Below are 21,854 nucleotides of genomic sequence, written 5' to 3' on the forward strand. Positions count from 1 at the left end.
TCACTCTTTCGGACTTTCTTTGAGGAGCCAGATGTCGGAAATTCGGGAGTTTTGCCGCCAGTTCAAGTGTGATTCTTCAGGTTGGTCGAACGTGACGCTAATCCGACCATCCTGCGTAGCCCACAAAGGCACAATCCATTCTTTCACGGTGTCGGCCTCCCGGTTATAGACGGTCGGTTCCAGACGCTGGCCATCGACCCGTAGCAGGGCTTCGCCAAATCCAACCACCCGAATAATATAACGCGACCCTGGATCAAGATTCATATAGTCGAGGGCAGGGCAGCGTTGAAATGTTTGCGAGGAAAGCCTGGCCCGACTGGACCCATTTTGCCACCAGGCAATATCCGTAGCATCGTCAGAAATCGTTTTAATGCGAGGGCCTTTGCTGATACTGGATACATCATCGTAAAAACTGCCTTTGCCGGGTGATTCCCAATGGGCGATGAACGTCAGACGAGCCAGTTGTTCATCCGGTGTTTTCATAGCCTTTACTTTGGGGAATTCGTCCGCCAGCCACCAGCGGTTATTCAGAGGGTAATCGACAAAGTCGAGTAGACAGCCTCGCTCGTACCCTTTGGCTTTATACTTCGGAACGCTGGTTTGAAGGCCGATCGATGTAAACAGGTCAGCGCATAACGTTTCAATTTTCTGGCGTAATTCGGGCGAAATCGGCTTCGTATCAGCCTGGTTCACCAGCGCAAGTGCCTGATTAATGACCACTTCGGTTCCTAGTTTATCAGCCAGAGCCAGTTGCGTGTTGGCTTTTTGTTCGAGCGCTTGTTCATAGAGCAGTCGTCGGCGGGTGTAGGTGTCGTAATAAGCACGGAGGAGAAAAAGCTGCCAGCGCCAGTTTGTAGCCAGTTGAGGGTGAGCTGTTTCTAGTTGCTTCCAGAATGTAAACGTGGCTTCGACTCCACCATTTTCGGCTAACGGCCCCTGCCAGTTGTGTTCAAGAGCCGCAATACCATCCGCAACGGGTGCCGCCAGTTCAGGTTTAAAAAAGAAACGTCCGTATTCTTCCAGAATCTCATAAACTGAGCGGTCGGGCTGCCAGCCGCGCATACTCCAGATGACTTTGTTTACATCGTCGTGGCAACCGTCGGAATAAGAAACGAATCCGTTGGTAAAGGGGGCCATGGCTGCCTGTACGCTGGCATAGAAATACGGCCGGGGGTTAGTGGCCTCGCGACCCAGAGTCAGTGCATAAGCCTGATCCCAACGGGCGACGGGGAATTCACAACGAACATTATGCGTGATGTCGGGGTATTGCCGAATCTGGTACTGTTGAGGAAGCCGATAGCGGGTTTCCGATAGCGAAGGGCTGCTGGGGCCATACACGACTCCTGCGAGCCAATCGGGCTTGTACTGAGCCAGATAGCCATAAAAATAATCGACCTGTTCGACGCTGAAACCTTGCAGCGACAGCCAGATTTTGGCCTTCGGATGGTATTTGATGAGCCGCGTGTGCAGGTCTTTCAGGAACGGCATTACCTCTTTAGGATGATTGTCGCCGGGGTCGCCACCCGGTACAAAAATATGGTCGAGCCGAGGGCAGCTTCGGTAGAAGGTTTCATGTAGGTCTAGCTCGGCACTCCGTTTGGCTATGTCGGTTAGGGAGAAGGTAGCGGGTGTCCAGACCCAGTAATCCAGATCGTACTTCTGGCAGATTTCACTCAGCCGTATCCGCATTTCGGCGGCAGGGATTTTAAAATGGGGACTAGGATTTTCGTCTTCGTGAAACGGGATACCCTCAACCGCATTTGTGCCGAAAATAGCCAGTTCCCGAATGTACTGGTCAAATTGAGCAACGGTCCACGCATCGTACGAATTGGCGGTTGTGCGATACCCCAGTTGATGCCCCCGAATTGGATAAGCCGGTGCCGTAGCGATGTTGATGGGGAGGGTCAAGTCAAGCTGTTTAGAACGCATTTGCAGGTTACGTAACAGCCATCCTGTTCCAAACAGAATTCCCCGGCTATCGGCTCCGATAACCCATAGGGTAGTCCCGGTTGTGCCGGTTTCACTGACAATACGAAATCCTTCCGGCTGTGCCTCTGGCCGATTGGTATCGGTATTGGTTGGAACAGACTGGCCATACAGGTCTTTATCGCCAGTAAGAACGAAGGCGATACGTACCGTGTTGGCAGGCCAGCCAGAGCGAGTCGGGAGGGTAATCCCGGTCCGTTTGGCGATTTCTTCCCGAAGCATCTGCGGGGCCGTCTCACGCATTGGCAACGATATAGATGGCGATACCAGTACCACCGCTCGCTGCAACGAAGTGGATTGAGCGTAGAGTGGACCGAAGCCTGTGAGGACCAGCAAAAGAACGGAGCGTAGCCAACTATAACTAACAGTCGGGTTCATAAGTGAGTAAGGGTAGGAATAGGAAAAAACTTATTGATTAACGGCACGCTGAACCTTTCGAATAGCCTCAGCAAACGATTCCATGTCGGTTCGGGTACCCAGCATAGCCTGTTGAAAAATCCAGACCGCTTCGTCGGTACAGGCTCGTTCGGCAACCGGGCAGTAGGTCTGTGAATAGTCGACCGAATCGGGAATGGCATAACACATCCAGTTCTTATTCTGGAAGACAGGCTGTTTGTATAGTGGATGTGGGTAACCCGATGAACAGGGTAGGCCTTCTGCCACCAGCATCTTTACGAATTCCTGTTTGGAGGTCTGGTTAAATCTGGATTTGTCGTACCGGAAAATATAAAGATGATAGGCATGAAGGATGTCGACCGGGCCTCGGCTCAGTGGCGTAATACCTGCTATATCGGCTAACAGACTGTCGAGATAGAGACCGTTTTCATTACGAAGATGCGTTTGTTCCTCCAGTCGCTTCAACTGTTCGCTCAGCAAAACCGCCTGTAGCTGGGTAATTCGGTAATTACAGCCCGGATTAAAATGATCGTACCATTGCCCCGACGGAAGCCGCCCCACGTTTCGCAGGGAGTTCATGGTTTCATACAGGGTATCATCGTTGGTGATCACCATGCCCCCTTCGCCCGAAGTCAGGTTTTTGGACGATTGAAAACTAAAACTGCCCGCGTCGCCAATGGAGCCTAGTTTCCGACCCTTGTATTCCGCTCCGTGGCCGTGGGCGGCATCTTCAATGACCCGCAGATTATGCCGACGGGCAATATCCAGAATGGCATCCATATCGCAGGGAAGGCCCGCAAAATGAACGGGTATGATGGCTTTGGTTCGTTCTGTGATGGCGGCCTCAATGGCGGTTGGATCGAGGTTATAGGTATCGGGGTGAATATCCACAAAAACGGGTACACAGTTGGCCTCCAGGACTACGGAGGCTGTCGCAATGAATGTGTAGGGCGGAACAATCACCTCATCGCCCGGACGAACCCCGCAGGCCATCAGTGCCAGTCGAAGTGATACGGACCCGTTTACACAACTGATAGCGTATTTTGTACCGCAATAGGCGGCAAATTGCTGCTCAAACTCGGCTACAGCCCCAGCGCAGTCAGGATTTCCCCATTGGCCAGACCGCACTATATCGGCCACAGCCTGAACGTCCTGCTCATCATATATGGGCCAGGGAAAGGTTGTGGTGATACTCTTTTCACCGTTATGGATGGCCAGTTTGGGGGCTATTTCTGATTGACTCATGGCGTATCGGGCAGACGACTTCGGTCATAATACGCTATAAAGCCTCTTTCTGACTATTCGAGTGGAGAATATTTGATTGAGCGATTGAGTGATTGGGTGATTGAGTGATTGGGTGAAAATCAGTTTGCGTCAGCAATTCACTCAACCACTCAATCGCCAATCACTCAATACACGACTGTGCTGATTAAAAAAGCGTAGGGTTTGGCCGATGTGTTTCTGCCAATAGTCCCAGGAGTGGCCACCTGTAAATTCGTCGTAGGTATGCGGTATCTGGTGAGCAAGGAGCCGCTGGTGTAACGCCCGGTTAGCTGCTAACAGATTGTCTTCGGTGCCGCAGTCGAACCGGAAAGGAGGGAGGCTCGTTTTATGCGTCAGCATCCAGTCCAGAACGCCATCCTGCTCGATAGCGGCCTTTTGTAAAGCCGAAAAATCCTGGACAAACTGACTCAGTTGCGTGAAATGCGTAATAGACGACAGCCCACTGAAAGCACTGAACAGATGCGGGTATTTAGCGCCCAACCGGAGTGCCCCGAAACCACCCATCGATAAACCTGTAATGAACAGTTGGGATGTTGGCCCTACACACGTAAACTGCTCCCGGATAACGCCAATTACATCATCGATAATCCAGGCTTCGTAATCTTCCTGCCGATGCGGCACATAGCCTGACCCGTCGCCGAAAAGACCATCCGATGGCATCACCAGCAACATAGGTTTGATCGCTCCCTGATCGATAAGTGCCTGAGCGGTTCGATGAACAGCGCCTTTGGCCGTCCAGGCCCAATGACTGCCATATACGCCATGCAGCAGTATGACTACCGGAAGGTTTATACTGGCTTCGGTCCCCTTCGGCTGAAAAACGGTCAGGTCGGCGCGTCGTTTCAGGGCGTTGCTTTTGACAGTAATTAATTGCAATCCGGCCTGTTCGGCCAGCTCGGTGGTGAAAAAACGGCTCATGCGTCAAATACAATAACACCTTTCGCATTTTTGCCTGCGTGCATATCGGCAAATGCCTGGTTCAAATCCGTCAAGGGATACGTTCGGGTTACCATCTGATCGAGCAGTAAATCGCCTTTGGCGTATAAATGCTGCAAAATGGGAAAATCGATCTGGGGGCGGCATTTGCCGTATAATGGATTGATATAGAGCTTGTCCCACTCAAACAGGTTCATATCGATCTTGATTTCCTGCTCGATACCGCTGACCTGAACGGCTACCCCTGCATTACGAACCATAGCCAGTGGAGCGGCCCCTAAGGCCGGAATGGCCGTGCATTCAAAGGCATAATCGGCCCCGCGCCCATTGGTCATGGATTTGACCTGCGAGGCTGCCTGCAACAACCCTTCGTCGGCTTTATCGGCCAAAACAGTATCGGTAGCGCCATAGACGCGGGCCATTTCGAGCCGTAATGGATTCACATCGACGGCAATGATCGGGTTGGCTCCGGCAATACGGGCTCCCTGAATCACATTGAGCCCAACACCTCCGGTGCCCAGCACAACAACCGACCGACCGGGTTTTACCTGGGCTGCATTGACTACCGAGCCATAGCCTGTCATAACGCCACAGCCTACAATGGCTGCCGACGAAAAGGGGATCTCGACCAGAATCTTTACACAGGCCGCTTCGCGAACCAGCGCGTATTCGGCCATAGTGCCCAGGCCAAAGGCGCGTTCAATGGGCGTGCCTTTGGCCTGCGTCGACGCAAGCGTAGCGTGGCCACCACTCACTTTGTTGCCTGCCGTTACGGCTGAATTTCGTTCGCAGATATGCTGATTCCCCTCCTGGCACTGAAAACATTCGTAACAAGGTATGGCCCAGTTCAGCATGACCGGATCGCCGGGTTGCAGATTGCGTACCTGACTGCCCGTTTTGACCACGATGCCAGCCCCTTCGTGGCCCATGACCAGTGGTTTGGCCCAGGATTGAGAATCCCAGTCGGTGTGGCAGATACCAGCCGCTTTGATTTGTATGAGCACTTCGTCGCCCTGAGGGTCGGCAATTGAAATCGTTTCGATGGAGTAGCTACCGTTTCCATCAGCAATGGCGGCTTTGCATTCAGTCATAGGTGAAAGGGGGACTAGCTGGTAAAGGAGGTAAAAATCGGCCTTTGCCCGTGTATAAAGAAAGGATAACCGGGTTGATACTGCTTTCAATTCTCGTTCCAGTTAGAAATTTCATTTTGTCAGAAGACCGGATTGATTCGGGAGATGCCTGGCCCAAACGCTCGCTATTTATTGAGCCTTTATGAGTAACTTGTTGCCACGCCTGTGCCTAAGCTCACGGCAAAAATATCCACAAACCTTTCCGTTAATCTGACTATTCCGACCGTTGTGACGAACCGTTTACTGCTGTTTTTTCTGGGATTTACACTGACCCTTCAGGCGCAATCGACTGATTCGTTGCTAAACCAGCTCCGAACTGCCCGGACTGATACGGTGCGGATTCGGTTATTGTACGAACTAGGATATACCTACTGGCTTAGTGGAAATGATTCACTGGCGGTGTATTACTGTAGCCAATCAGCAAAGCTCGCCAAACAAGTTGCGTTTCTGCCTGGAGAGGGTAAAGCCCGATTGCAGTTGGTACGCATTGAAGCCGATCGCATGGTCGATTTCGACGGAGGATTTACGCAGGTAGATACTGTTTTGCGCATAGCCGCTACGCTGAAAGACCGCCATATGGAAGCGGTAGCTTACATGCGCAAAGCGCAGTTGCTGGAAACCAACCTGACCCGCCAGCGGGAAATTATGCCTCTTTTCGATAAAGCGCAGGGAATCTTTACCGAACTGGGAGAGAAGTCGTGGCAGGGTACGGTGTATGGTGAAAAAGCGCAGTTCTTCGCTCGGACGGGGAATTTCAGCAAGGCCATTGCGTTTTTTCTGAAAGCCCGTCAGCTTCAAGAAGAAGCCAATGACCTGGCAGCTCTTCGCTCAACATTGCCGAACCTTGGTGTAGCCTATGCTGCGTTGAGGTTGTATGAGGAAGCGTCGACAACATTCGATGAAGCCGAACGGGTTGCTAAAAAGCGAAATGATAAAGTACTAGAGGCTTTCTTACTGAATCAACGGGCCGAAATACTCGAGAAACAGGGCCATTACGATGCTGCTCTAGGTGTTTTGGCAAAAGCTGTAGCCATCCACAAAGCGACGAAGGCCGCCTACTGGCTACCCAAAACCTACCTTCGAATCGGGAGGGTATATATCAAACAGAAGCAATTCGATAAAGCCTTAACCTATACCCAACTGGGCGATAAGTTGTTTCAGGATGTGACCGAATCCGACGATTTTCTGGATCATCTGGTTCAGATCAATTATGCGAAGATTTATCTGAACCAGCATCAGTACCAGCGAGCCATTACGTATGCTACCGGAGGGTTGACATGGGCCGCTGAATCTGATCCACCTTTACTGGCCGAAACATCTGAATATCATTCGATTCTGGCCCAGGCTTACGAAGGAATTGGGCAGTTGGATAAGGCACTGCTCCATTACAAAACATACAAAGCGGATTCGGACTCACTGCTCAACCAAGAATCGGTTCAGAAAGCCACCGCTTCGGCCATGAATTATGCATTTGATAAGCAGCGGCAACAGGCTCAACTAAACCTGCAAACACTGACGAACGATAAACTGACCCAGGCCCGTAATTTTCTGATCACAATTTCAGTACTGACTACGCTTCTGGCTGGCTTTATCTTTTGGTCGAACCGGAAATTGAAATCCAAAAACGAGGAGTTGGTCATAAAGAATCAGGAAATCGAAGACGCCTTGTTTAAAGGACAATACATCGAGCGAAAGCGGGTAGCCTCCGAATTGCACGACAACCTCAATACCAAACTGGCAGCGTTACGCTGGCGGATGGAAGCCTGGGACGTGGCGGAGTATAGCGAGGAGGATCGCGTCATGCACGAGGGCATGGTGCAGATGCTCGACGATGTGTACTCGGATGTTCGGTTGATTTCGCATAACCTGCTACCTACCGAATTACAGACGCATGGCCTGGCTTCTGCCTTACAGAAGTTGACAGATAAACTCAATTTCAATCCGAGCATGCAATTTCTGCTCAACATCAGCGGGGTAGAGAAACGGCCAACGGCAAAAATCGAATCGGAGTTATACTACATCGCCCTCGAACTGGTCAACAACAGCATAAAGCATTCGCAGGCTAATCAGGTTCGTATTGATCTGGACCGACAGCCCAAAAAGATCCGTTTAACCATACGGGATAATGGCGTAGGCTTTTCGCCTACATCACAGGCCAATGGCATTGGGATGCGGAACATCACCGCTCGTGTGGAAACCTTGAAAGGCGTGTATAAACTGGAGAGTTCGCCTGGTAATGGAGCCTGCATTCAGATCGAGGTGCCTTCCTGAAGAATTACTCATTTCTGAATAAATTATTCGGCTTGTGATTGGGAAGAGGCAAAGACGATGGTAAAAAAGTGTTTTCGGCAACGTAAACAGGAGTACAGTCTGGCGAAAGGAATCCGTCGGAGCCAACCTTCCCGATGCAGGCGAACTAATTTTTTCGACTGACATCTAGGGCATTGTGATCGGAAGCTGAACGTAGGAAAATTGCGATTCGCCATTGCTTGTGCTGAGTGTTAAGTATACAAAACACAAGTAATGGCTATTTTTACTATTGCTCGTCTGAGTGTGTGCTAACAAGGGTTATATGATGCTAAGACCTCCATCTACCGAAATTGGCTGGCCAATAACGTAACTGGAAGCAGGACTAAATAACCATAAAACCGCTTCGGCCACTTCTGTTGCCTTTCCAAGTCGTTTGATAGGTGCACCTTCTGTGGTTGCCCGCTCCGATAAATCGCCGGTGTTAAACATACTATCGACCATGGGTGTCTCAATCGTGCCGGGACATACAGCATTGATACGGATTCCTTTTGGCGCATACTCAACGGCAGCACATTTTGTTAGGCCCAGTACGCCATGCTTGGCAGCATGATAGGCAGAACGGCCAGCGCTACCAACCAGGCCGCCAATCGACGAGTTGTTGACAATGGCTCCGTTACCCTGCTTACGCATTTGCTGCAATTCGTATTTCATGCAAAGCCATACACCCTTCAGGTTTATATCGACAACCCGATCAAATACCTCCTCGTCCAGATCGGCTGTGTCTGTCATCGGCACCATGATACCCGCATTATTGAACGCAGCATCCAGTCGACCGTACACAGTTACGGTCTGGTCAATCATTGTTTTTACTTCTTTGGCGTTTGTAACATTGCATTTTACAGAAATGGCCTGACCACCTTGTGCGGTTATCGTCTCGACCACTGACTGGGCGGCTTTTTCATTGATATCGGCTACCACCACTTTAGCCCCTCTTGCTGCGGCCAGCAAAGCTACTGCTTCGCCCATACCACTACCGGCACCTGTTACCAGTACTACCTGTTCATCCATACCTGTGCTGCTTAAATTTTGATTGATTTTTCACTATCAGGCTCCGTTGTGACAACGGCTAATAGCGCATTACAAAACAATTAATTGATACAACGTGCTGAATAGTGCGGTTTCCACTTTCCTATTTTGTGTATTCCTGATCGGTTACCTGTTCCATCCAGGTTACCACATTGCCGTTTATGCTTTCCTGGATCGCAATGTGGCTCATTGCTTTATAGGGAGAAGCGCCATGCCAGTGCTTTTCATTGGGTTCGAACCAGATTACATCGCCGAGGTGAATCTCCTCGATGGGCCCTCCCTCGCGCTGCACCCAACCCATACCCGACATAACAATCAGGGTTTGGCCCGCTGGATGCGTATGCCAGGCGGTTCGGGCACCGGGTTCGAACGTGACCAGGGCACCAGCCGCTTTTGTCGAGGATTTCGTTGAGAATAGAGGGTCTATGCGCACTGCCCCTGTAAACCAGGCATCCGGGCCTATTGTGGAGGGCTGGGCTCCGTTTCTAGTGATTTCCATTCTTACTATATCTTAGTTCGATAAGCTAAAAGTGACGGTGATACGTCCGGTGCCCAGAGCCTCTGCCAATCCTGTGGGATCATCGATTTGTCCCAGCTTCGTATACGTATAGACTGTCGGAAACGATTTATAAAAGAGCACCAGCGTATTGCCACCATAAATCATCAAGTCGCCCGTTTGGATCGTGCCCGGATTGGATGAGTTGGTCGGGAGATTGTCCGCAAATCGGTATAGCTTCTCGTTGCCGTTCAACTCACTCATCTCAATTGTCAGGGGCAATCGGGCTTTACCGTCGGATTAGTGAGCAACGTGGCTTTGAATGTGCGGGAACCAATCCGAATTGAGAGCCGATTGGATGTACTATCGGTAACTGAAGGGGTATCGGTGTACGTGGTATCGGGTAGCCGTGGGTTTTCGAAAGTCATTAGATTATCGGTTTTGCAGGCCATACTACGTATAAAAACGAGCATGAGCGCACTCAGGAAAAGGCGACCCGGTCGTCGCTGGGCTACAAAAGCCCTGAACAGTTCGAACAGGAGTACGACACAAATCAGACAAATTCAGTGTACCGCTAAATCGGACCACCTCACCGAACTCTTTTTACTTAGGTAGATTGTATGGAAGATGATGTATTGTAGACTTCTTACTTAATGACAAAAATCTTACATTTGCCATCCTTGTAGGTCTATTTTTGTTTACAAAATATGAAAGTTGATTCACTCGCCAATAAAGTTTATATCGAAATCAGGCGCAAAATATTATCTAACCAGTTAGTAGCAGGTACACGCTTAAAAGAAGATCTCTGGGCTAAAAAGCTGGACGTGAACCGGATGGCGGTTCGCGAAGCATTGACGCGCCTTCAGGGTGAGCAACTGGTTGTCTTTGGCGAGAAAGGCGGCTATTTCGTGAAATCCATAACGGCCGATGATATTCGTGAAATACGTGAAATACGCGAAATATTGGAGTTGAGCGCCCTGCGGTTAGCGATCCAAAAGATTGATGATCAGCAACTTGCAAAACTAGAGGAAATCTGCAATGATTTCACCTCAATGGTTGCTCGTGGGTATTTGAGCGGAGCACTGGAGGCTGATGTTAAATTTCATGAAACCCTCATCGACTGTGCCGGTAATTCTAAGCTGATGGACATTTACCAAATCAGCAACATTCCCTTATTCCACCAAAAAATTGGAAAGACTCAGATCCACATGAACGATTATGAGCTTACCGACCAGGAGCACCGACAGATACTAAAAGGCTTGAAAGACAGAGATCTATCACTTGCTCAGGATGCCCTTATCAGGCATTTACTCCGGGGAGAAACGGCTTCGCTGGAGATTGAATAAATAGCCCATCTGCCCAATCAGGATTCACTATCCCTTCTTCTCTTATTGCTAATATTGTCGGTTTTTTCAAACGTACGCTTGAGTAAGCCTATCTGGCTGTATCCCACAATCGGATACAATGGCTAAAACCCAACAAGATTAGCCCTATTATTTCCGCTGATTTATCCGCCAGCCACACGTTCTCCTGTTGCCTACCTGTTCTTACGAAGAAAACGAACCTGAAACCCAACTCATTTCCCTACTCGGCCAGTTCTTTGGCTTGAAAAATATTTTTTTAGTTTCTCTTTTTATTTTGTTTACAAAATTTGCTTTTATTTGTAATCAAAAATAAGCCGAAACATATTGCGTAACTGATAGCAGGCCGAATAAAAGACCGCTAGTCGTATTGTTCATAGTCGTGCAATCCGGCTCGTTGACGAAAGCCTCCTAGGTAGCTACACACCTATAAGCTCCAGGCCACACCCTTGGAGTTGGTAAGGAACTTATTGCCCGATGCGTCCCTGTTACTGCCCGATTCTCAGCGTACACTTAACTCATTACCTATAATCTTTATCATGCGACTTTTTGACAAAAAACTACCTTATGAAAACACTAGCCAAACCATCCGTTAGTTTTCCTGATCGCAACAGCAGTACAGGCAAGCACATCCGGCGGGTTTTCTGTCTAACCCTCTTTTTCCTTGTAATCGAAGGAGCATTCTGTCTAATGAACCTGTCTACCGCGAATCGTGCCTTCGCCCAACCGGTAAAGCAGCTTACGGGGCGTGTGCTAGATAACCAGAAAAGCCCCGTTCCGGGTGCAACCATCGTAGCCAAAGGCAGTAATACGGGCGTTACAACCGATGCTGATGGGAAATTCACGCTTTCCGTTTCCAACGCCGTCAATGCGCTCGTCATTTCCTATATCGGCATGACACCCCAGGAAATTGAATTGGGCAATCGCTCGGCTCTGGGCGACATCGTTCTGTCGGAAAGCAGCATGGTCCTGCGCGAAGTGGTCGTAACGGCACTCGGTATCGAACGAGCAGCCAAAACCATTACCTATGCGATCCAGAAGATTGGTGGAGATCAAATTAACGAGGTTCGGGATGCTAACTTCACCAACACGCTTTCGGGGAAAATTGCTGGTTTAACCATTACCCCATCGGCAAATGGCCCTGGTGGTGCTACCCGGATCGTCCTTCGGGGGAACCGCTCCATTCAGGGCTCCAATAATGCCCTAATCGTTGTGGATGGGGTGCCTATCGACAACTCTACCCCTGCTGGTCAGGTACGGAACGATGCCGGAGGTCAGAGCGGTAGCGACGGGGCTTCGAGCATCAACCCCGATGATATTGAGTCGCTTAACGTATTGAAAGGAGCCGCCGGAGCTGCCCTCTACGGTAGCCGGGCCGCCAACGGGGTAATTATTATCACAACGAAAAAAGGGAAAAGTGGCAAGATCGACGTCAACATCAATTCGGGTGTGACCATCGACCGCGCCTTAACCACGCCCAACGTTCAGAACACCTATGCGCAGGGTTCGGGAGGGACCTACTCGACGCTGGCGGGCGGAAGCTGGGGGCCTGCCGTCAGCGGACAGAGTGTGACCAACTGGCAGGGAAAAACGGTCAATCTTCAGGACTATCCCGACAATATCAAAGACTTTTTCCAGACTGCCGTATCGACCAACAACTCGGTGGGCATAAGTGGCGGCTCCGATAAAGTACAAACCTATCTGTCGTATTCGAACAACTACATCAACGGTATAGTCCCCAATAACCGCCTGTCTAGAAACACCTTCAATGGCCGGATGAGCGTGGATTTGACGAACCGGCTATCCGTCGATGCCAAGGTTACCTACATGGTTCAGAACATTTACGATAAGCCAGGTGTAGGGGGAGATGGCCTGGTGGTTGCCAATATTTTCAGAATTCCTAGAAGTGTAGACCCCGAAACCTTAAAGTCGTATAAAACGGTGAACGTCAGTGGGGTTGAAACACCTACCTACTGGACCACCACCGACCCCGTGTACATGAATCCATACTGGACCATCAACAACACGCACCACGACGAGAACCGGAGTCGGGTAACGGGCCTGCTGGTCATGCGCTATAAACTTACCGACTGGCTGAATATTCAGGGACGGGTTAGCTCCGATAGTTACAACGATTTCATCACCCAGAAATACGCCAACAACACGGTTAACTATGCCCGTCAGCCGGGTGGTTATTACTCCGAAGGCAATGATTTCATCGCCGAACGCAACATCGATGTATTGTTGACCGGCACGAACCGCCTGACGAGTGATTTGAAAGTAAACTATAACCTGGGTAGTTCGGTGCTGACCCGCAGCCTGCGTCATCGGGTCAATATTGCCGATGGGCTGGGCTTCCCCAACAAGTATGACCTGAGCTATGCCACTACGCTAAAAGTAGAAGCTACCACCAGTAAACGGGAACTTCAGTCAGTTTACGGAACGGCCCAGTTTGCCTATCGGGACTACTTGTTTCTAGACCTGACCGCCCGAAACGACTGGTCGAGTACCCTGCCATCGCCTTACTCTTATTTCTACCCGTCGGTAGGTGTATCAGCTATCGTTTCTGAAATGATCAAGTTGCCAAACTGGATTAGTCTTGGCAAAGTGCGGGCCTCGGTAACGAAGGTGGGTAACGACGCCAATCCCTACCTGCTGGGCCAAACGTATAGCTATATCCGTGGGGGTTTTGGTGGCTATATTGCCAGCAGCAGCACCAAGGCCATTTCGGATCTTAAACCCGAGCTTACTCAGTCGCTGGAAATAGGTACAGAATGGGGTTTCTACAACAATCGGCTGGGTATTGACCTGACCTATTATAAGACCAATTCCAAAAACCAGTTGCTCCAGGTGGCCTCCCCCGCTTCGTCCGGCTATTCGACGCTGAATGTGAATGCGGGCAATATTCAGAATTCAGGGTTTGAGGTCATGCTGACGGGCAAGCCAATCGTCAAAAAGGATTTCACCTGGAATATGGGTCTGAATTATGCCCGAAATACCAACAAAGTACTTGAATTGTACGAAGGGGTAAGCCTGTTCTACCTTGGCTCATCGGCTAACGTGCGTATGGCTACGCCCGTTGTTAAAGAAGGTGGCTCGTATGGCGATTTATATGGCTACAAATGGAAAACGCTGAATGGTCAGTACGTAGTCGATGCCAATGGCGTTCCCGTAAAAACCGACGCTATTGAAAAACTCGGCAACTTTAACCCAAAATTCACCGCAGGCTTTAGCAACAGTTTTACCTACAAAAACTGGAATCTGAACCTGCTGATCGACGGTAAGTTCGGCGGCATCGTTACCTCGGGTACGTCGGCGCAGATGGCGTATGCGGGCACCTCGGCCAGTACAGTAGCGTTTCGGGATGCCAACTCCTGGCTGGTTCCGGGCGTAACCCCCACAGGGGAAACCAATACCGTTTCGGTAAATGCGGAGAAATTCTGGCAAACCATAGCGCAGGGCGATTACTCCTGGGGTGAGTTCTTCACCTACGATGCCACCAATGTTCGGGTACGCGAATTAACGCTGGGCTACAATTTCACCCGGTTACCCGGCTTTTTCAAACACGCCCGCCTGTCGTTTGTAGCCCGTAACCTGTTCTTCCTCTACCGGGGTAGCGCCATTCTCGATGTTCCGGGCATTGGCAAACGAAAAATGGATTTCGATCCGGAAGTAAGTTTCGGCAACAGTAACTTCCAGGGGGTAGAATACTATAATCTGCCATCGACCCGCAACATTGGTGTGAACCTCAAACTCTCTTTCTAAATGCTTTGATCATGTTAAAACGGCTAAATTCCCTTTATTCGGCAACCACAAAGCTTGTTGTGCTTGCGCTGGTAGGCATTGGCTTAGCCAATTGCACCAATCAGTTTGAAACACTAAATACCGATCCAACCAAAATCAGCAGCGTTGGTAGTACGGAGTACCCGTTTCTATTTGCCTACGCACTGATGACGCCTACGTTAAGCCCCGACAATTTTGAAGTAGGCGAAGGCACCATCGCGTCGGTATACTCGCAGTTTTTTGCGCAGGCTGCCCAGTCCTTCCCAACCGACCGATACGTTGTTCGGCAGGATTGGATGCCCGCCTGCTGGAACCCCGTCTATACGTCGGCGGCCCCGCAGCTCAAAACGATCATGGCCGGAACATCTCCTCAATCGGCGGAGAATGCGGTGGCAAACGTCTGGTGGGTTTGGATGTTTCACCGTGTAACGGATTATTTCGGACCCATTCCGTATTTCGATGCCGCTTCGGGTAAACGGTATGTCTCTTACACACCCCAGGACTCGATCTACTATGATTTTTTCAAAAAATTAGATGCCGCCACTACGGTCTTAAAAGCACATGCCACCGAAAAGCCTTTTGGCTCCTATGACCTGGTGTATGGCAAAAATGCCAATCCAGCCACAGCCTGGATGAAACTGGCCAACACCCTGCGCCTGCGCCTTGCCCTGCGAATCTCGAAAGTAAATCCAACCCTGGCCAAACAGCAGGCCGAAGCCGCTGTTACGGCGGGTGTGCTGACCGATATCGCCGATGACGCCTATATGCCCAAATCGACAACGACCTACAATGAATACAATGGGCTGGCCGTAACGGCGGGTTGGGACGATATTCGGATGAGCGCTACGATGGAATCCATTTTAAAGGGATATAACGACCCCCGGTTGCCTATTTACTTCCAGCCAGCGGTTTCTACAGGTACCTATGAAGGGGTGCGAAATGGGCTATTCACCTCCGAAAAAATTATTCCGATCAACTCCCGACCCTACAACTCGAATATGGGCACACGCTGGGTTAACTGGGTCAATAACGACTGGAAAACGACCTATAACGTTTCGCAGGATTTGATGCACGCTGCCGAAGCGTACTTCCTGCGGGCTGAAGGTGCCCTGAACGGCTGGAGTATGGGCGGTACGGCCGAAGAGTTGTATAAAAAAGGAATTGCCACATCGATGGCGCAATGGGGCATTACGGATCAGGCAGCCATAGCGGCTTATGTCATCAACACCGCCGTTCCTATTGCACCACAGGATGGCATGAATTCGCCAGCCGTCAACGACTACCCCGTAAAATGGAGTACGTCGACCGACATGCAGCGTAAACAGATTGCGCAACAGAAATGGCTGGCGCTGTATCCGGATGGTATGGAAGCCTGGGCCGACGTACGCCGAAGCGGTCTGCCGAAGCTGTATCCAGTCGTTCACTCTGAAAATACGGATTTACCAAGCGGTACTTTTATCCGGCGGATGCCTTTCCTGGACTCGGAAAAACAGACGAACGCACCAGAAGTTACCAAAGCCGTCAATATGCTGAGCGGGCCCGATAATGCCGCTACCCCGCTGTGGTGGGATAAAAACTAGTAGATAAAGGAGCGATTAGGTTGTACTGACGGGCTTCAGCCTGTGCTTCTAGTCAACGCATCACGAGCTGAAGCCCGTCAGTACAACCCCTAAGCCGCATCCTCGGTCTGTGTCCTCACAGAACGCTACCAATCAGCCTACTTTAAGGCGTTCTGTGAGGACACAGACCGAAACTTCTCGTGTCTACGACACGTAAGCACGAGAAGTTTCGGGTCCAACCGCTACACGGTCAAAATCTTATCATTAGCGTTATACATACCCTACTATATTTTAATCTACCAATCTGTATTTTGTAAACAAATATTATATAATTTCGTCAACAAATAAATCATAAAGCCTAGTAATGGTATTTCCTTAACCCATGAAGTTTTCTGATCTTAGCTACCCACAGATTAACCGCTATATCAACAAGGTACTTCTGCTTCCCCTCGGAGCAATTGAGCAGCACGGTCCGCATCTGGCGGTGTCAACCGATACGGATATCGTAACCAGGGTTGCTCAGGAAGCCGAGAAGGCCCTGCCCGATACGGTACTGCTCTGCCCAACCCTGCCGTTTGGCTCCAGTCACCACCATTTGTCTTTTGGCGGTACGATGAGTCTGGCACCGGAACTATACACGCAGGTAATTATTGATCTGGTACAATCGCTGGTGCTCAGTGGGCATCAGCGGATTGTCCTGCTCAACGGACATGGCGGTAACATTACCCCAGTGAAACAGGCACTGGCGGTATTAAGCAAACGATTCGATGCGAGTCATCAGCCAACCATTGCTCTGGCGACTTATTGGGAATTAGCCGGTAGCGTGTTCGCTGGAGAGACACCCATGGAAAGCCCCGCGCTGAGCCATGCCTGCGAATATGAAACGAGCCTGATGCTTCATCTTTTCCCTGAAAAAGTCTGGATGGATCAGGTAGTGCGGGCGCAACGACCAGAGCGAAATGGGTACATCGGCTGGGAAGACGATGAGCCGTATCGGGGCGTAACGGTCTTCAAACAAACCGAATTCATTTCCAGCAACGGTAGCAGCGGAGAACCACAACTGGGAACCCCAAAAAAAGGAAACCATCTATTCGATGCGGCCGTCAGGGCGCTGATTCAGTTTCTGGACGCCTTCAAAAACTGGCCTTTATCTGAAAACCTGGCAACAAAACCATGAAGAAACTGGAAATCAAACATCCCAACAAAGCGATCAACACAGGCGCTTATTCAGCTGGCGTTCTGGTGGGCGATCTGCTATTCGTTAGCGGTCAGGGGCCATTGGATCTGGTGACGGGCGAGGTGAAACACGGCACCATCGAAGAAGAAACCCTCCTGACGCTATCACACGTACAAAAGATTGTGGAAGCCGCCGGGGGAACCATCGACGACATTGTCAAATGCACCGTTCACCTGGAAGACATCAATGAGTTTGATCGGTACGACGCGGCCTACGGGTCATTCTTCACCGGCATACGCCCGGCCCGCACCACCGTCCAGTCGGTATTGTCGGATGGGATCAAGATTGAAATTGACGCCATTGCCCGGATTACATCTCCCACCCTTCAACCCCGTGATGTATGAGTTCTCAACTACGTATCGGAACGGTAGGACTTGGCCTGATGGGAAGCAGCATTGCTACCTGCATACTGGCGGCTGGTCATACGGTTACCTCGTTGATTAAAGAAATCGAAACCGCTGATGAAGCCCGGAATCGTATTCTTGGCTATCTACAGCAGTTAAGCCAGGAAGGGCTGTTGACGGATACACCTCAAACCGTTATCGAGCGCCTGACCATTACCGACGATGTGTCATTGTTGAGCAATCACCCCGTTGTAATTGAGTCGATTACCGAGAACATCGACGAGAAAAAACGGCTGTATCAACAGTTGGAAACGGTCCTCGCTCCTACGGCTATCATTGGGAGTAACACCTCGGCCATTCCAGTATCGGTATTACAAAGCGGCCTCAACCATCCTGAGCGGCTGTTGGGTCTTCACTGGGCCGAACCAGCGCACATTACCCGATTTATGGAGGTCATTTGCGGGAAAGATTCCGACTTAGCCTATGCCTACGAGATCGTTAAACTAGCCGAAAGCTGGGGCAAGGAACCGTCCTTGCTCAAGAAAGACATTCGGGGATTCATTACCAATCGGATCATGTACGCCATGCTTCGGGAGTCGTTCAATCTGGTTGAAAATGGCTACGCGACGATTGAGGATGTGGACCGCTCGCTTCGGAATGATCTGGGCTACTGGATCACCTTCGCGGGGCCGTTTCGATTCATGGACTTGACGGGCATTCCCGCTTACCTGACCGTTATGAAAGACCTGTTCCCTGACCTCAGCAACAGCACCGAAACACCGAAACTGATGGAAGAGCTGGTTGCCTCGGGGGCGAAAGGCGTGCAGAATGCCCAGGGATTTTACCCCTACACGCCCGAATCGGCCAAAGAATGGGAGGAGAAGTTCATCGACTTCAGCTACGACATCCGGAAACTCGCGCAAACCTACACGCCTACCGCTACCGACGATACTAAATGACACGTATTCAAACCATAAAGGCTACCGAAGTGATTGTTCCGGCCAAACCGGGCAGCCTGAACTCCGATGAAGTCATCGACAGCGATTCGGCCTTTGCCAAAAAATTCCTGACCGGTGAGCGTTGGACCGAGTTTGCCAACCAACCCAAATGGATCATTGAACTCACGCTGGCCAACGGCCTGACGGGTATTGGCGAAACCTACCGGAGTGCGTCTGGGGAGTTACTCCATCAGGCCATGCAGGATCTGGTTGGGCAGGATGTGCTAAAACTTAACTGGCGTCGCTTACCCATTGTTGATCAGCGCATTTACGAAGCGTTTGAGTCGGCGGTGCTGGACGTTGTTGGTAAGTTGCTCAATGTGCGGGTGTCCCAACTCCTGGGTGGTACGTACCGCGACCGGATTGATTGTTTTGGCTGGACAGGTCGCCGGACGCCGGAAGATGCTGCCCAGAAAGCGTATGAAGCGATGCGAAAAGGGCATAAGGCGTTCAAATTCAAATGCTCAGACGAAGATCCGGTTCGGCTCTGGACGGAAGCCATTCGGGACAAATGCGGTGATGGCATCAAAATCCTGCTTGACCCAAACCAGCGCTGGACCGATGTGGAGACAACCCTCCGGTTGATGGAAGGCGTTGACAGAACCATTATGCTGGGCCTCGAAGACCCGATTTTGCACGCCGATGTTACCGGGTTCAAGTACCTCCGCGAAACGCTGGGTATGCCCATGTACCGACATATTTCCCTGCCCTACACGCAGGACATTCGCGACATGATTGCCTTTGTTCGGGCCGATGCCGTGGATGGGTACAACATTAATGGGTCGGCCTACAACTCGGTGCTGCTGGCTGAAATCGCGCATCTGGAAGGTAAATCCTGCTGGCGGGGTTCGGAGGTGGACTTGGGCATCTCGGAAACGATGGGGCTGCATATTGCCGCAGCCAGCATCAACTGTACCATTCCGTCCGATCTGTTTGGCGAGCTGGTCCGCACCGACGACCTGATTACCGAACCCATCCGCTTCGAGAACGGAGCGGCTATCGTACCGACGGGACCAGGCTTGGGCATTGAGCTGGACTATGACGCGCTGGACACCTACAAAACGAATCAGTTTTTACAAGCGAGCTTATGAACAAGTCGATTCAGTCGTGGGCGATTCTGTTTTTCTGCAACCTGATCTGGGCCTTCCATTTCACCAGCATCAAACTGACGCAGGATCAGGTCGGGCCGTATTTTACCGTCTGGGCACCGATGCTGCTGGCCACGATTTTCCTGGCTCCGTTTGTCATCCGGGATTTTCGAAAGGGCGGCAAGAAGCTAAAGGACATCCTGATTTTCGTGCAGTTGGCCGCTCTCGGCGCCTTCCCCTCGCAGGTACTGATGACTTGGGGAACGCAGTATTCGTTAGCCAGTAATGCCGCCATTCTGGTCATGACCTTGCCCGTGATTACGGCCGTTTTCGCCTTTCTGATCCTGAAAGAAAAAATGAATACGGCCCGCTGGATCAGCTTTGCCATCGCCATCATTGGGGTGATTCTCTGCTCAACCGACGACATTAAACGGATGGACTTAAGCTCCCGCTATGCCCTGGGCAACGGCCTGATCTTCCTGGCGATTCTGGGCAATGCCTACTACAATGTGGGCTGCAAAAAAGTATCGGGCCAATACACCGAGATGGAGATGGTTTTTTATACCTACCTGGTGATGTCGATTCTGTTAACGCCCCTGGTGCTGTATTACGAGCCGGAGATGTTTGGGAAGGTTCCGAGCTTCACTACGAACACCTGGATCGGCATGATCTCGCTGACGCTCTTTCACAATTTCCTGTCGATGCTCCTGTTTTTCAAAGCGTTGAAGAATCTGGATGCTACGCAGGTCGCTTTATCGAATTACCTCATCACGTTCATGGGGTTACCCATTGCTGCCATCTGGCTCGGTGAAACCCTGAACCGACAGGCCATCATTGGTGGCATTCTCGTGCTGGCCTCAACCCTTATCCTATCCATTGTCGATAGTAAAGTACAACAAAAAAAAGTAGCTAACATTAATCAAGAACCGGCAAAGTTATGACAAACACAGACAACGAACTGTTTGGCGTAGTACCCATTATTCCAACACCATTTACCGAAAATGAAGAGATCGACGAAGACGCGCTCCGCAGTTTAATTGACTTTGCCATCGACGGTGGGATCAAGGCTGTTTGCCTGCCCGCCTACGCCAGCGAATTTTACAAATTGACCGACGACGAGAAATTACAGGTTGTACGGGTAGCCGTTGAACGGGCTGCGGGTCGGTTGAAAATCGTCGCTCAGTCGAATCATCCTTCGCTAAAAGTAGCCATCCGACTGGCGCAGGCTAATGTGCAGGCCGGTGCCGACGTAATCTCGCTGGCGGTTCCCCGAATTTTCAGCCTACCCGAAACCTCGCTAAAAGTATATCTGTCCGAATTTTTACAGTCGATCCCAAACACACCCGTTCTGATTCAGGACTTTAATCCCGGCGGCTCATCAATCAGTGTGGAATTCATCAAGGAGTTGATGGACGAGAACCCGAATTTCAAATACCTGAAACTGGAAGAACCCCTGTGCGCACCGAAGTTCGAAAGCATCATTCAGGCCACAAACGACAAAATTGGCCTGTTTGAAGGCTGGGGGGGGCTGTACATGCTCGAACTGGTACCCATCGGTATACGGGGTGTTATGCCGGGACTGGCCGTTGCCGACATACTGCAAAAGATTTTCACCCTGCGTTCTACCGGCGAAGATGCCAAAGCGTTCGAGTTATTCGAACGGGTAATGCCGCAGATATTCTTCTCACTCCAAAACATGGAGTTGTTCCACTACGCCGAGAAAGAGCTGCTGATTGCCCGTGGTGTACTGAGCAACAGCATCGCCCGAAAAGCCGCCTATATTCCCGACCCCTCGTCGATCAGCTACATACGGGAGCTGAACCAGCGCGTTCTCGACATAGTGAACAACGAAAAATATGCCATCCGGTCAGTGGCCAGTAGCCTTGTTGCTTAACTAATGAATAATGTAAAATGAATAAT

At 50.6% G+C, this 21,854-nt stretch carries 18 protein-coding genes; 10 read left to right on the plus strand and 8 right to left on the minus strand.

Translation table 11 applies throughout. The annotated features are described in order from the left end of the window. The 4 genes from BGO59_RS21485 to BGO59_RS21500 all read right to left on the minus strand — a co-directional run bounded on the left by BGO59_RS21485 (nucleotide 1) and on the right by BGO59_RS21500 (nucleotide 5,693). Nucleotides 1-2,364, minus strand: coding sequence for a hypothetical protein (locus tag BGO59_RS21485; RefSeq protein WP_293686589.1), 2,364 nt, complete (start codon nucleotides 2,362-2,364; stop codon nucleotides 1-3). A gap of 30 nt (nucleotides 2,365-2,394) precedes the next feature. After that, nucleotides 2,395-3,627 carry a DegT/DnrJ/EryC1/StrS aminotransferase family protein gene (locus BGO59_RS21490; RefSeq protein ID WP_293686590.1) on the minus strand — a complete coding sequence of 411 codons (1,233 nt, stop codon included), beginning with the start codon at nucleotides 3,625-3,627 and terminating at the stop codon, nucleotides 2,395-2,397. Between the two features lie 141 nt (nucleotides 3,628-3,768). After that, nucleotides 3,769-4,584, minus strand: coding sequence for an alpha/beta hydrolase-fold protein (locus tag BGO59_RS21495; RefSeq protein ID WP_293686591.1), 816 nt, complete (start codon nucleotides 4,582-4,584; stop codon nucleotides 3,769-3,771). Then, the gene (locus BGO59_RS21500) at nucleotides 4,581-5,693 is read right to left on the minus strand and encodes an alcohol dehydrogenase catalytic domain-containing protein (protein WP_293686592.1); all 1,113 of its coding nucleotides are present in this window, start codon (nucleotides 5,691-5,693) and stop codon (nucleotides 4,581-4,583) included. The genes BGO59_RS21495 and BGO59_RS21500 overlap by 4 nt, the downstream gene beginning before the upstream one ends. 204 nt (nucleotides 5,694-5,897) lie before the next feature. Here BGO59_RS21500 and BGO59_RS21505 point away from each other — a divergent pair, with 204 nt between their 5' ends. Next, nucleotides 5,898-8,003: a tetratricopeptide repeat protein gene (locus BGO59_RS21505; RefSeq protein WP_293686593.1), complete on the plus strand. Its 2,106-nt coding sequence runs from the start codon at nucleotides 5,898-5,900 to the stop codon at nucleotides 8,001-8,003. 297 nt (nucleotides 8,004-8,300) lie between these two features. Here BGO59_RS21505 and BGO59_RS21510 read toward each other — a convergent pair whose 3' ends face one another. The 4 genes from BGO59_RS21510 to BGO59_RS21525 form a co-directional block, all read right to left on the minus strand. After that, nucleotides 8,301-9,050, minus strand: a complete 750-nt coding sequence (locus BGO59_RS21510; protein WP_293686594.1) for an SDR family NAD(P)-dependent oxidoreductase — start codon at nucleotides 9,048-9,050, stop codon at nucleotides 8,301-8,303. A 121-nt stretch (nucleotides 9,051-9,171) separates the two neighbouring features. Beyond that, nucleotides 9,172-9,567 carry a cupin domain-containing protein gene (locus BGO59_RS21515; RefSeq protein WP_293686595.1) on the minus strand — a complete coding sequence of 132 codons (396 nt, stop codon included), beginning with the start codon at nucleotides 9,565-9,567 and terminating at the stop codon, nucleotides 9,172-9,174. Between the two features lie 12 nt (nucleotides 9,568-9,579). Then, a complete protein-coding gene (locus BGO59_RS21520; RefSeq protein ID WP_293686596.1) occupies nucleotides 9,580-9,846 on the minus strand; it encodes a cyclophilin-like fold protein in 267 nt (88 codons plus the stop codon). Then, the gene (locus tag BGO59_RS21525; protein ID WP_293686598.1) at nucleotides 9,837-9,992 is read right to left on the minus strand and encodes a hypothetical protein; all 156 of its coding nucleotides are present in this window, start codon (nucleotides 9,990-9,992) and stop codon (nucleotides 9,837-9,839) included. The genes BGO59_RS21520 and BGO59_RS21525 overlap by 10 nt, the downstream gene beginning before the upstream one ends. Before the next feature lie 279 nt (nucleotides 9,993-10,271). Between BGO59_RS21525 and BGO59_RS21530 the strand changes: the two genes are divergently transcribed. The 9 genes from BGO59_RS21530 to BGO59_RS21570 all read left to right on the plus strand — a co-directional run bounded on the left by BGO59_RS21530 (nucleotide 10,272) and on the right by BGO59_RS21570 (nucleotide 21,828). Further along, entirely contained in the window at nucleotides 10,272-10,910 is a 639-nt protein-coding gene (locus BGO59_RS21530) for a GntR family transcriptional regulator (RefSeq protein ID WP_293686600.1), read from the plus strand. A gap of 582 nt (nucleotides 10,911-11,492) precedes the next feature. Next, nucleotides 11,493-14,690 (plus strand): SusC/RagA family TonB-linked outer membrane protein, encoded by a 3,198-nt coding sequence (locus BGO59_RS21535; protein ID WP_293686602.1) that lies wholly within the window; start codon nucleotides 11,493-11,495, stop codon nucleotides 14,688-14,690. A gap of 11 nt (nucleotides 14,691-14,701) precedes the next feature. Then, complete coding sequence (locus tag BGO59_RS21540; RefSeq protein WP_293686604.1) at nucleotides 14,702-16,288, plus strand: SusD/RagB family nutrient-binding outer membrane lipoprotein; 1,587 nt, start codon at nucleotides 14,702-14,704, stop codon at nucleotides 16,286-16,288. 361 nt (nucleotides 16,289-16,649) lie between these two features. Then, the gene (locus BGO59_RS21545) at nucleotides 16,650-17,444 is read left to right on the plus strand and encodes a creatininase family protein (RefSeq protein ID WP_293686606.1); all 795 of its coding nucleotides are present in this window, start codon (nucleotides 16,650-16,652) and stop codon (nucleotides 17,442-17,444) included. Next, a complete protein-coding gene (locus BGO59_RS21550; protein ID WP_293686608.1) occupies nucleotides 17,441-17,848 on the plus strand; it encodes a Rid family hydrolase in 408 nt (135 codons plus the stop codon). Before BGO59_RS21545 ends, BGO59_RS21550 begins: the two co-directional genes overlap by 4 nt. Next, a complete protein-coding gene (locus BGO59_RS21555; RefSeq protein ID WP_293686610.1) occupies nucleotides 17,845-18,807 on the plus strand; it encodes a 3-hydroxyacyl-CoA dehydrogenase family protein in 963 nt (320 codons plus the stop codon). Before BGO59_RS21550 ends, BGO59_RS21555 begins: the two co-directional genes overlap by 4 nt. Continuing rightward, nucleotides 18,804-19,937 (plus strand): mandelate racemase/muconate lactonizing enzyme family protein, encoded by a 1,134-nt coding sequence (locus tag BGO59_RS21560; RefSeq protein WP_293686612.1) that lies wholly within the window; start codon nucleotides 18,804-18,806, stop codon nucleotides 19,935-19,937. Before BGO59_RS21555 ends, BGO59_RS21560 begins: the two co-directional genes overlap by 4 nt. Continuing rightward, nucleotides 19,934-20,875, plus strand: a complete 942-nt coding sequence (locus tag BGO59_RS21565; RefSeq protein WP_293686614.1) for a DMT family transporter — start codon at nucleotides 19,934-19,936, stop codon at nucleotides 20,873-20,875. Before BGO59_RS21560 ends, BGO59_RS21565 begins: the two co-directional genes overlap by 4 nt. Beyond that, entirely contained in the window at nucleotides 20,872-21,828 is a 957-nt protein-coding gene (locus BGO59_RS21570) for a dihydrodipicolinate synthase family protein (RefSeq protein WP_293686615.1), read from the plus strand. The genes BGO59_RS21565 and BGO59_RS21570 overlap by 4 nt, the downstream gene beginning before the upstream one ends. The last annotated feature ends 26 nt before the right edge of the window (nucleotides 21,829-21,854 follow it).

It is taken from the genome of Spirosoma sp. 48-14 (assembly GCF_001898575.1).
Classification (GTDB): domain Bacteria; phylum Bacteroidota; class Bacteroidia; order Cytophagales; family Spirosomataceae; genus Spirosoma.

Coding starts and splice junctions, on each gene's coding strand:
- BGO59_RS21485 (WP_293686589.1), bottom strand. CDS start 2,364: ATGAACCCGACTGTTAGTTATAGTTGGCTACGCTCCGTTCTTTTGCTG.
- BGO59_RS21490 (WP_293686590.1), bottom strand. CDS start 3,627: ATGAGTCAATCAGAAATAGCCCCCAAACTGGCCATCCATAACGGTGAA.
- BGO59_RS21495 (WP_293686591.1), bottom strand. CDS start 4,584: ATGAGCCGTTTTTTCACCACCGAGCTGGCCGAACAGGCCGGATTGCAA.
- BGO59_RS21500 (WP_293686592.1), bottom strand. CDS start 5,693: ATGACTGAATGCAAAGCCGCCATTGCTGATGGAAACGGTAGCTACTCC.
- BGO59_RS21510 (WP_293686594.1), bottom strand. CDS start 9,050: ATGGATGAACAGGTAGTACTGGTAACAGGTGCCGGTAGTGGTATGGGC.
- BGO59_RS21515 (WP_293686595.1), bottom strand. CDS start 9,567: ATGGAAATCACTAGAAACGGAGCCCAGCCCTCCACAATAGGCCCGGAT.
- BGO59_RS21525 (WP_293686598.1), bottom strand. CDS start 9,992: ATGACTTTCGAAAACCCACGGCTACCCGATACCACGTACACCGATACC.
- BGO59_RS21530 (WP_293686600.1), top strand. CDS start 10,272: ATGAAAGTTGATTCACTCGCCAATAAAGTTTATATCGAAATCAGGCGC.
- BGO59_RS21535 (WP_293686602.1), top strand. CDS start 11,493: ATGAAAACACTAGCCAAACCATCCGTTAGTTTTCCTGATCGCAACAGC.
- BGO59_RS21540 (WP_293686604.1), top strand. CDS start 14,702: ATGTTAAAACGGCTAAATTCCCTTTATTCGGCAACCACAAAGCTTGTT.
- BGO59_RS21545 (WP_293686606.1), top strand. CDS start 16,650: ATGAAGTTTTCTGATCTTAGCTACCCACAGATTAACCGCTATATCAAC.
- BGO59_RS21550 (WP_293686608.1), top strand. CDS start 17,441: ATGAAGAAACTGGAAATCAAACATCCCAACAAAGCGATCAACACAGGC.
- BGO59_RS21555 (WP_293686610.1), top strand. CDS start 17,845: ATGAGTTCTCAACTACGTATCGGAACGGTAGGACTTGGCCTGATGGGA.
- BGO59_RS21560 (WP_293686612.1), top strand. CDS start 18,804: ATGACACGTATTCAAACCATAAAGGCTACCGAAGTGATTGTTCCGGCC.
- BGO59_RS21565 (WP_293686614.1), top strand. CDS start 19,934: ATGAACAAGTCGATTCAGTCGTGGGCGATTCTGTTTTTCTGCAACCTG.
- BGO59_RS21570 (WP_293686615.1), top strand. CDS start 20,872: ATGACAAACACAGACAACGAACTGTTTGGCGTAGTACCCATTATTCCA.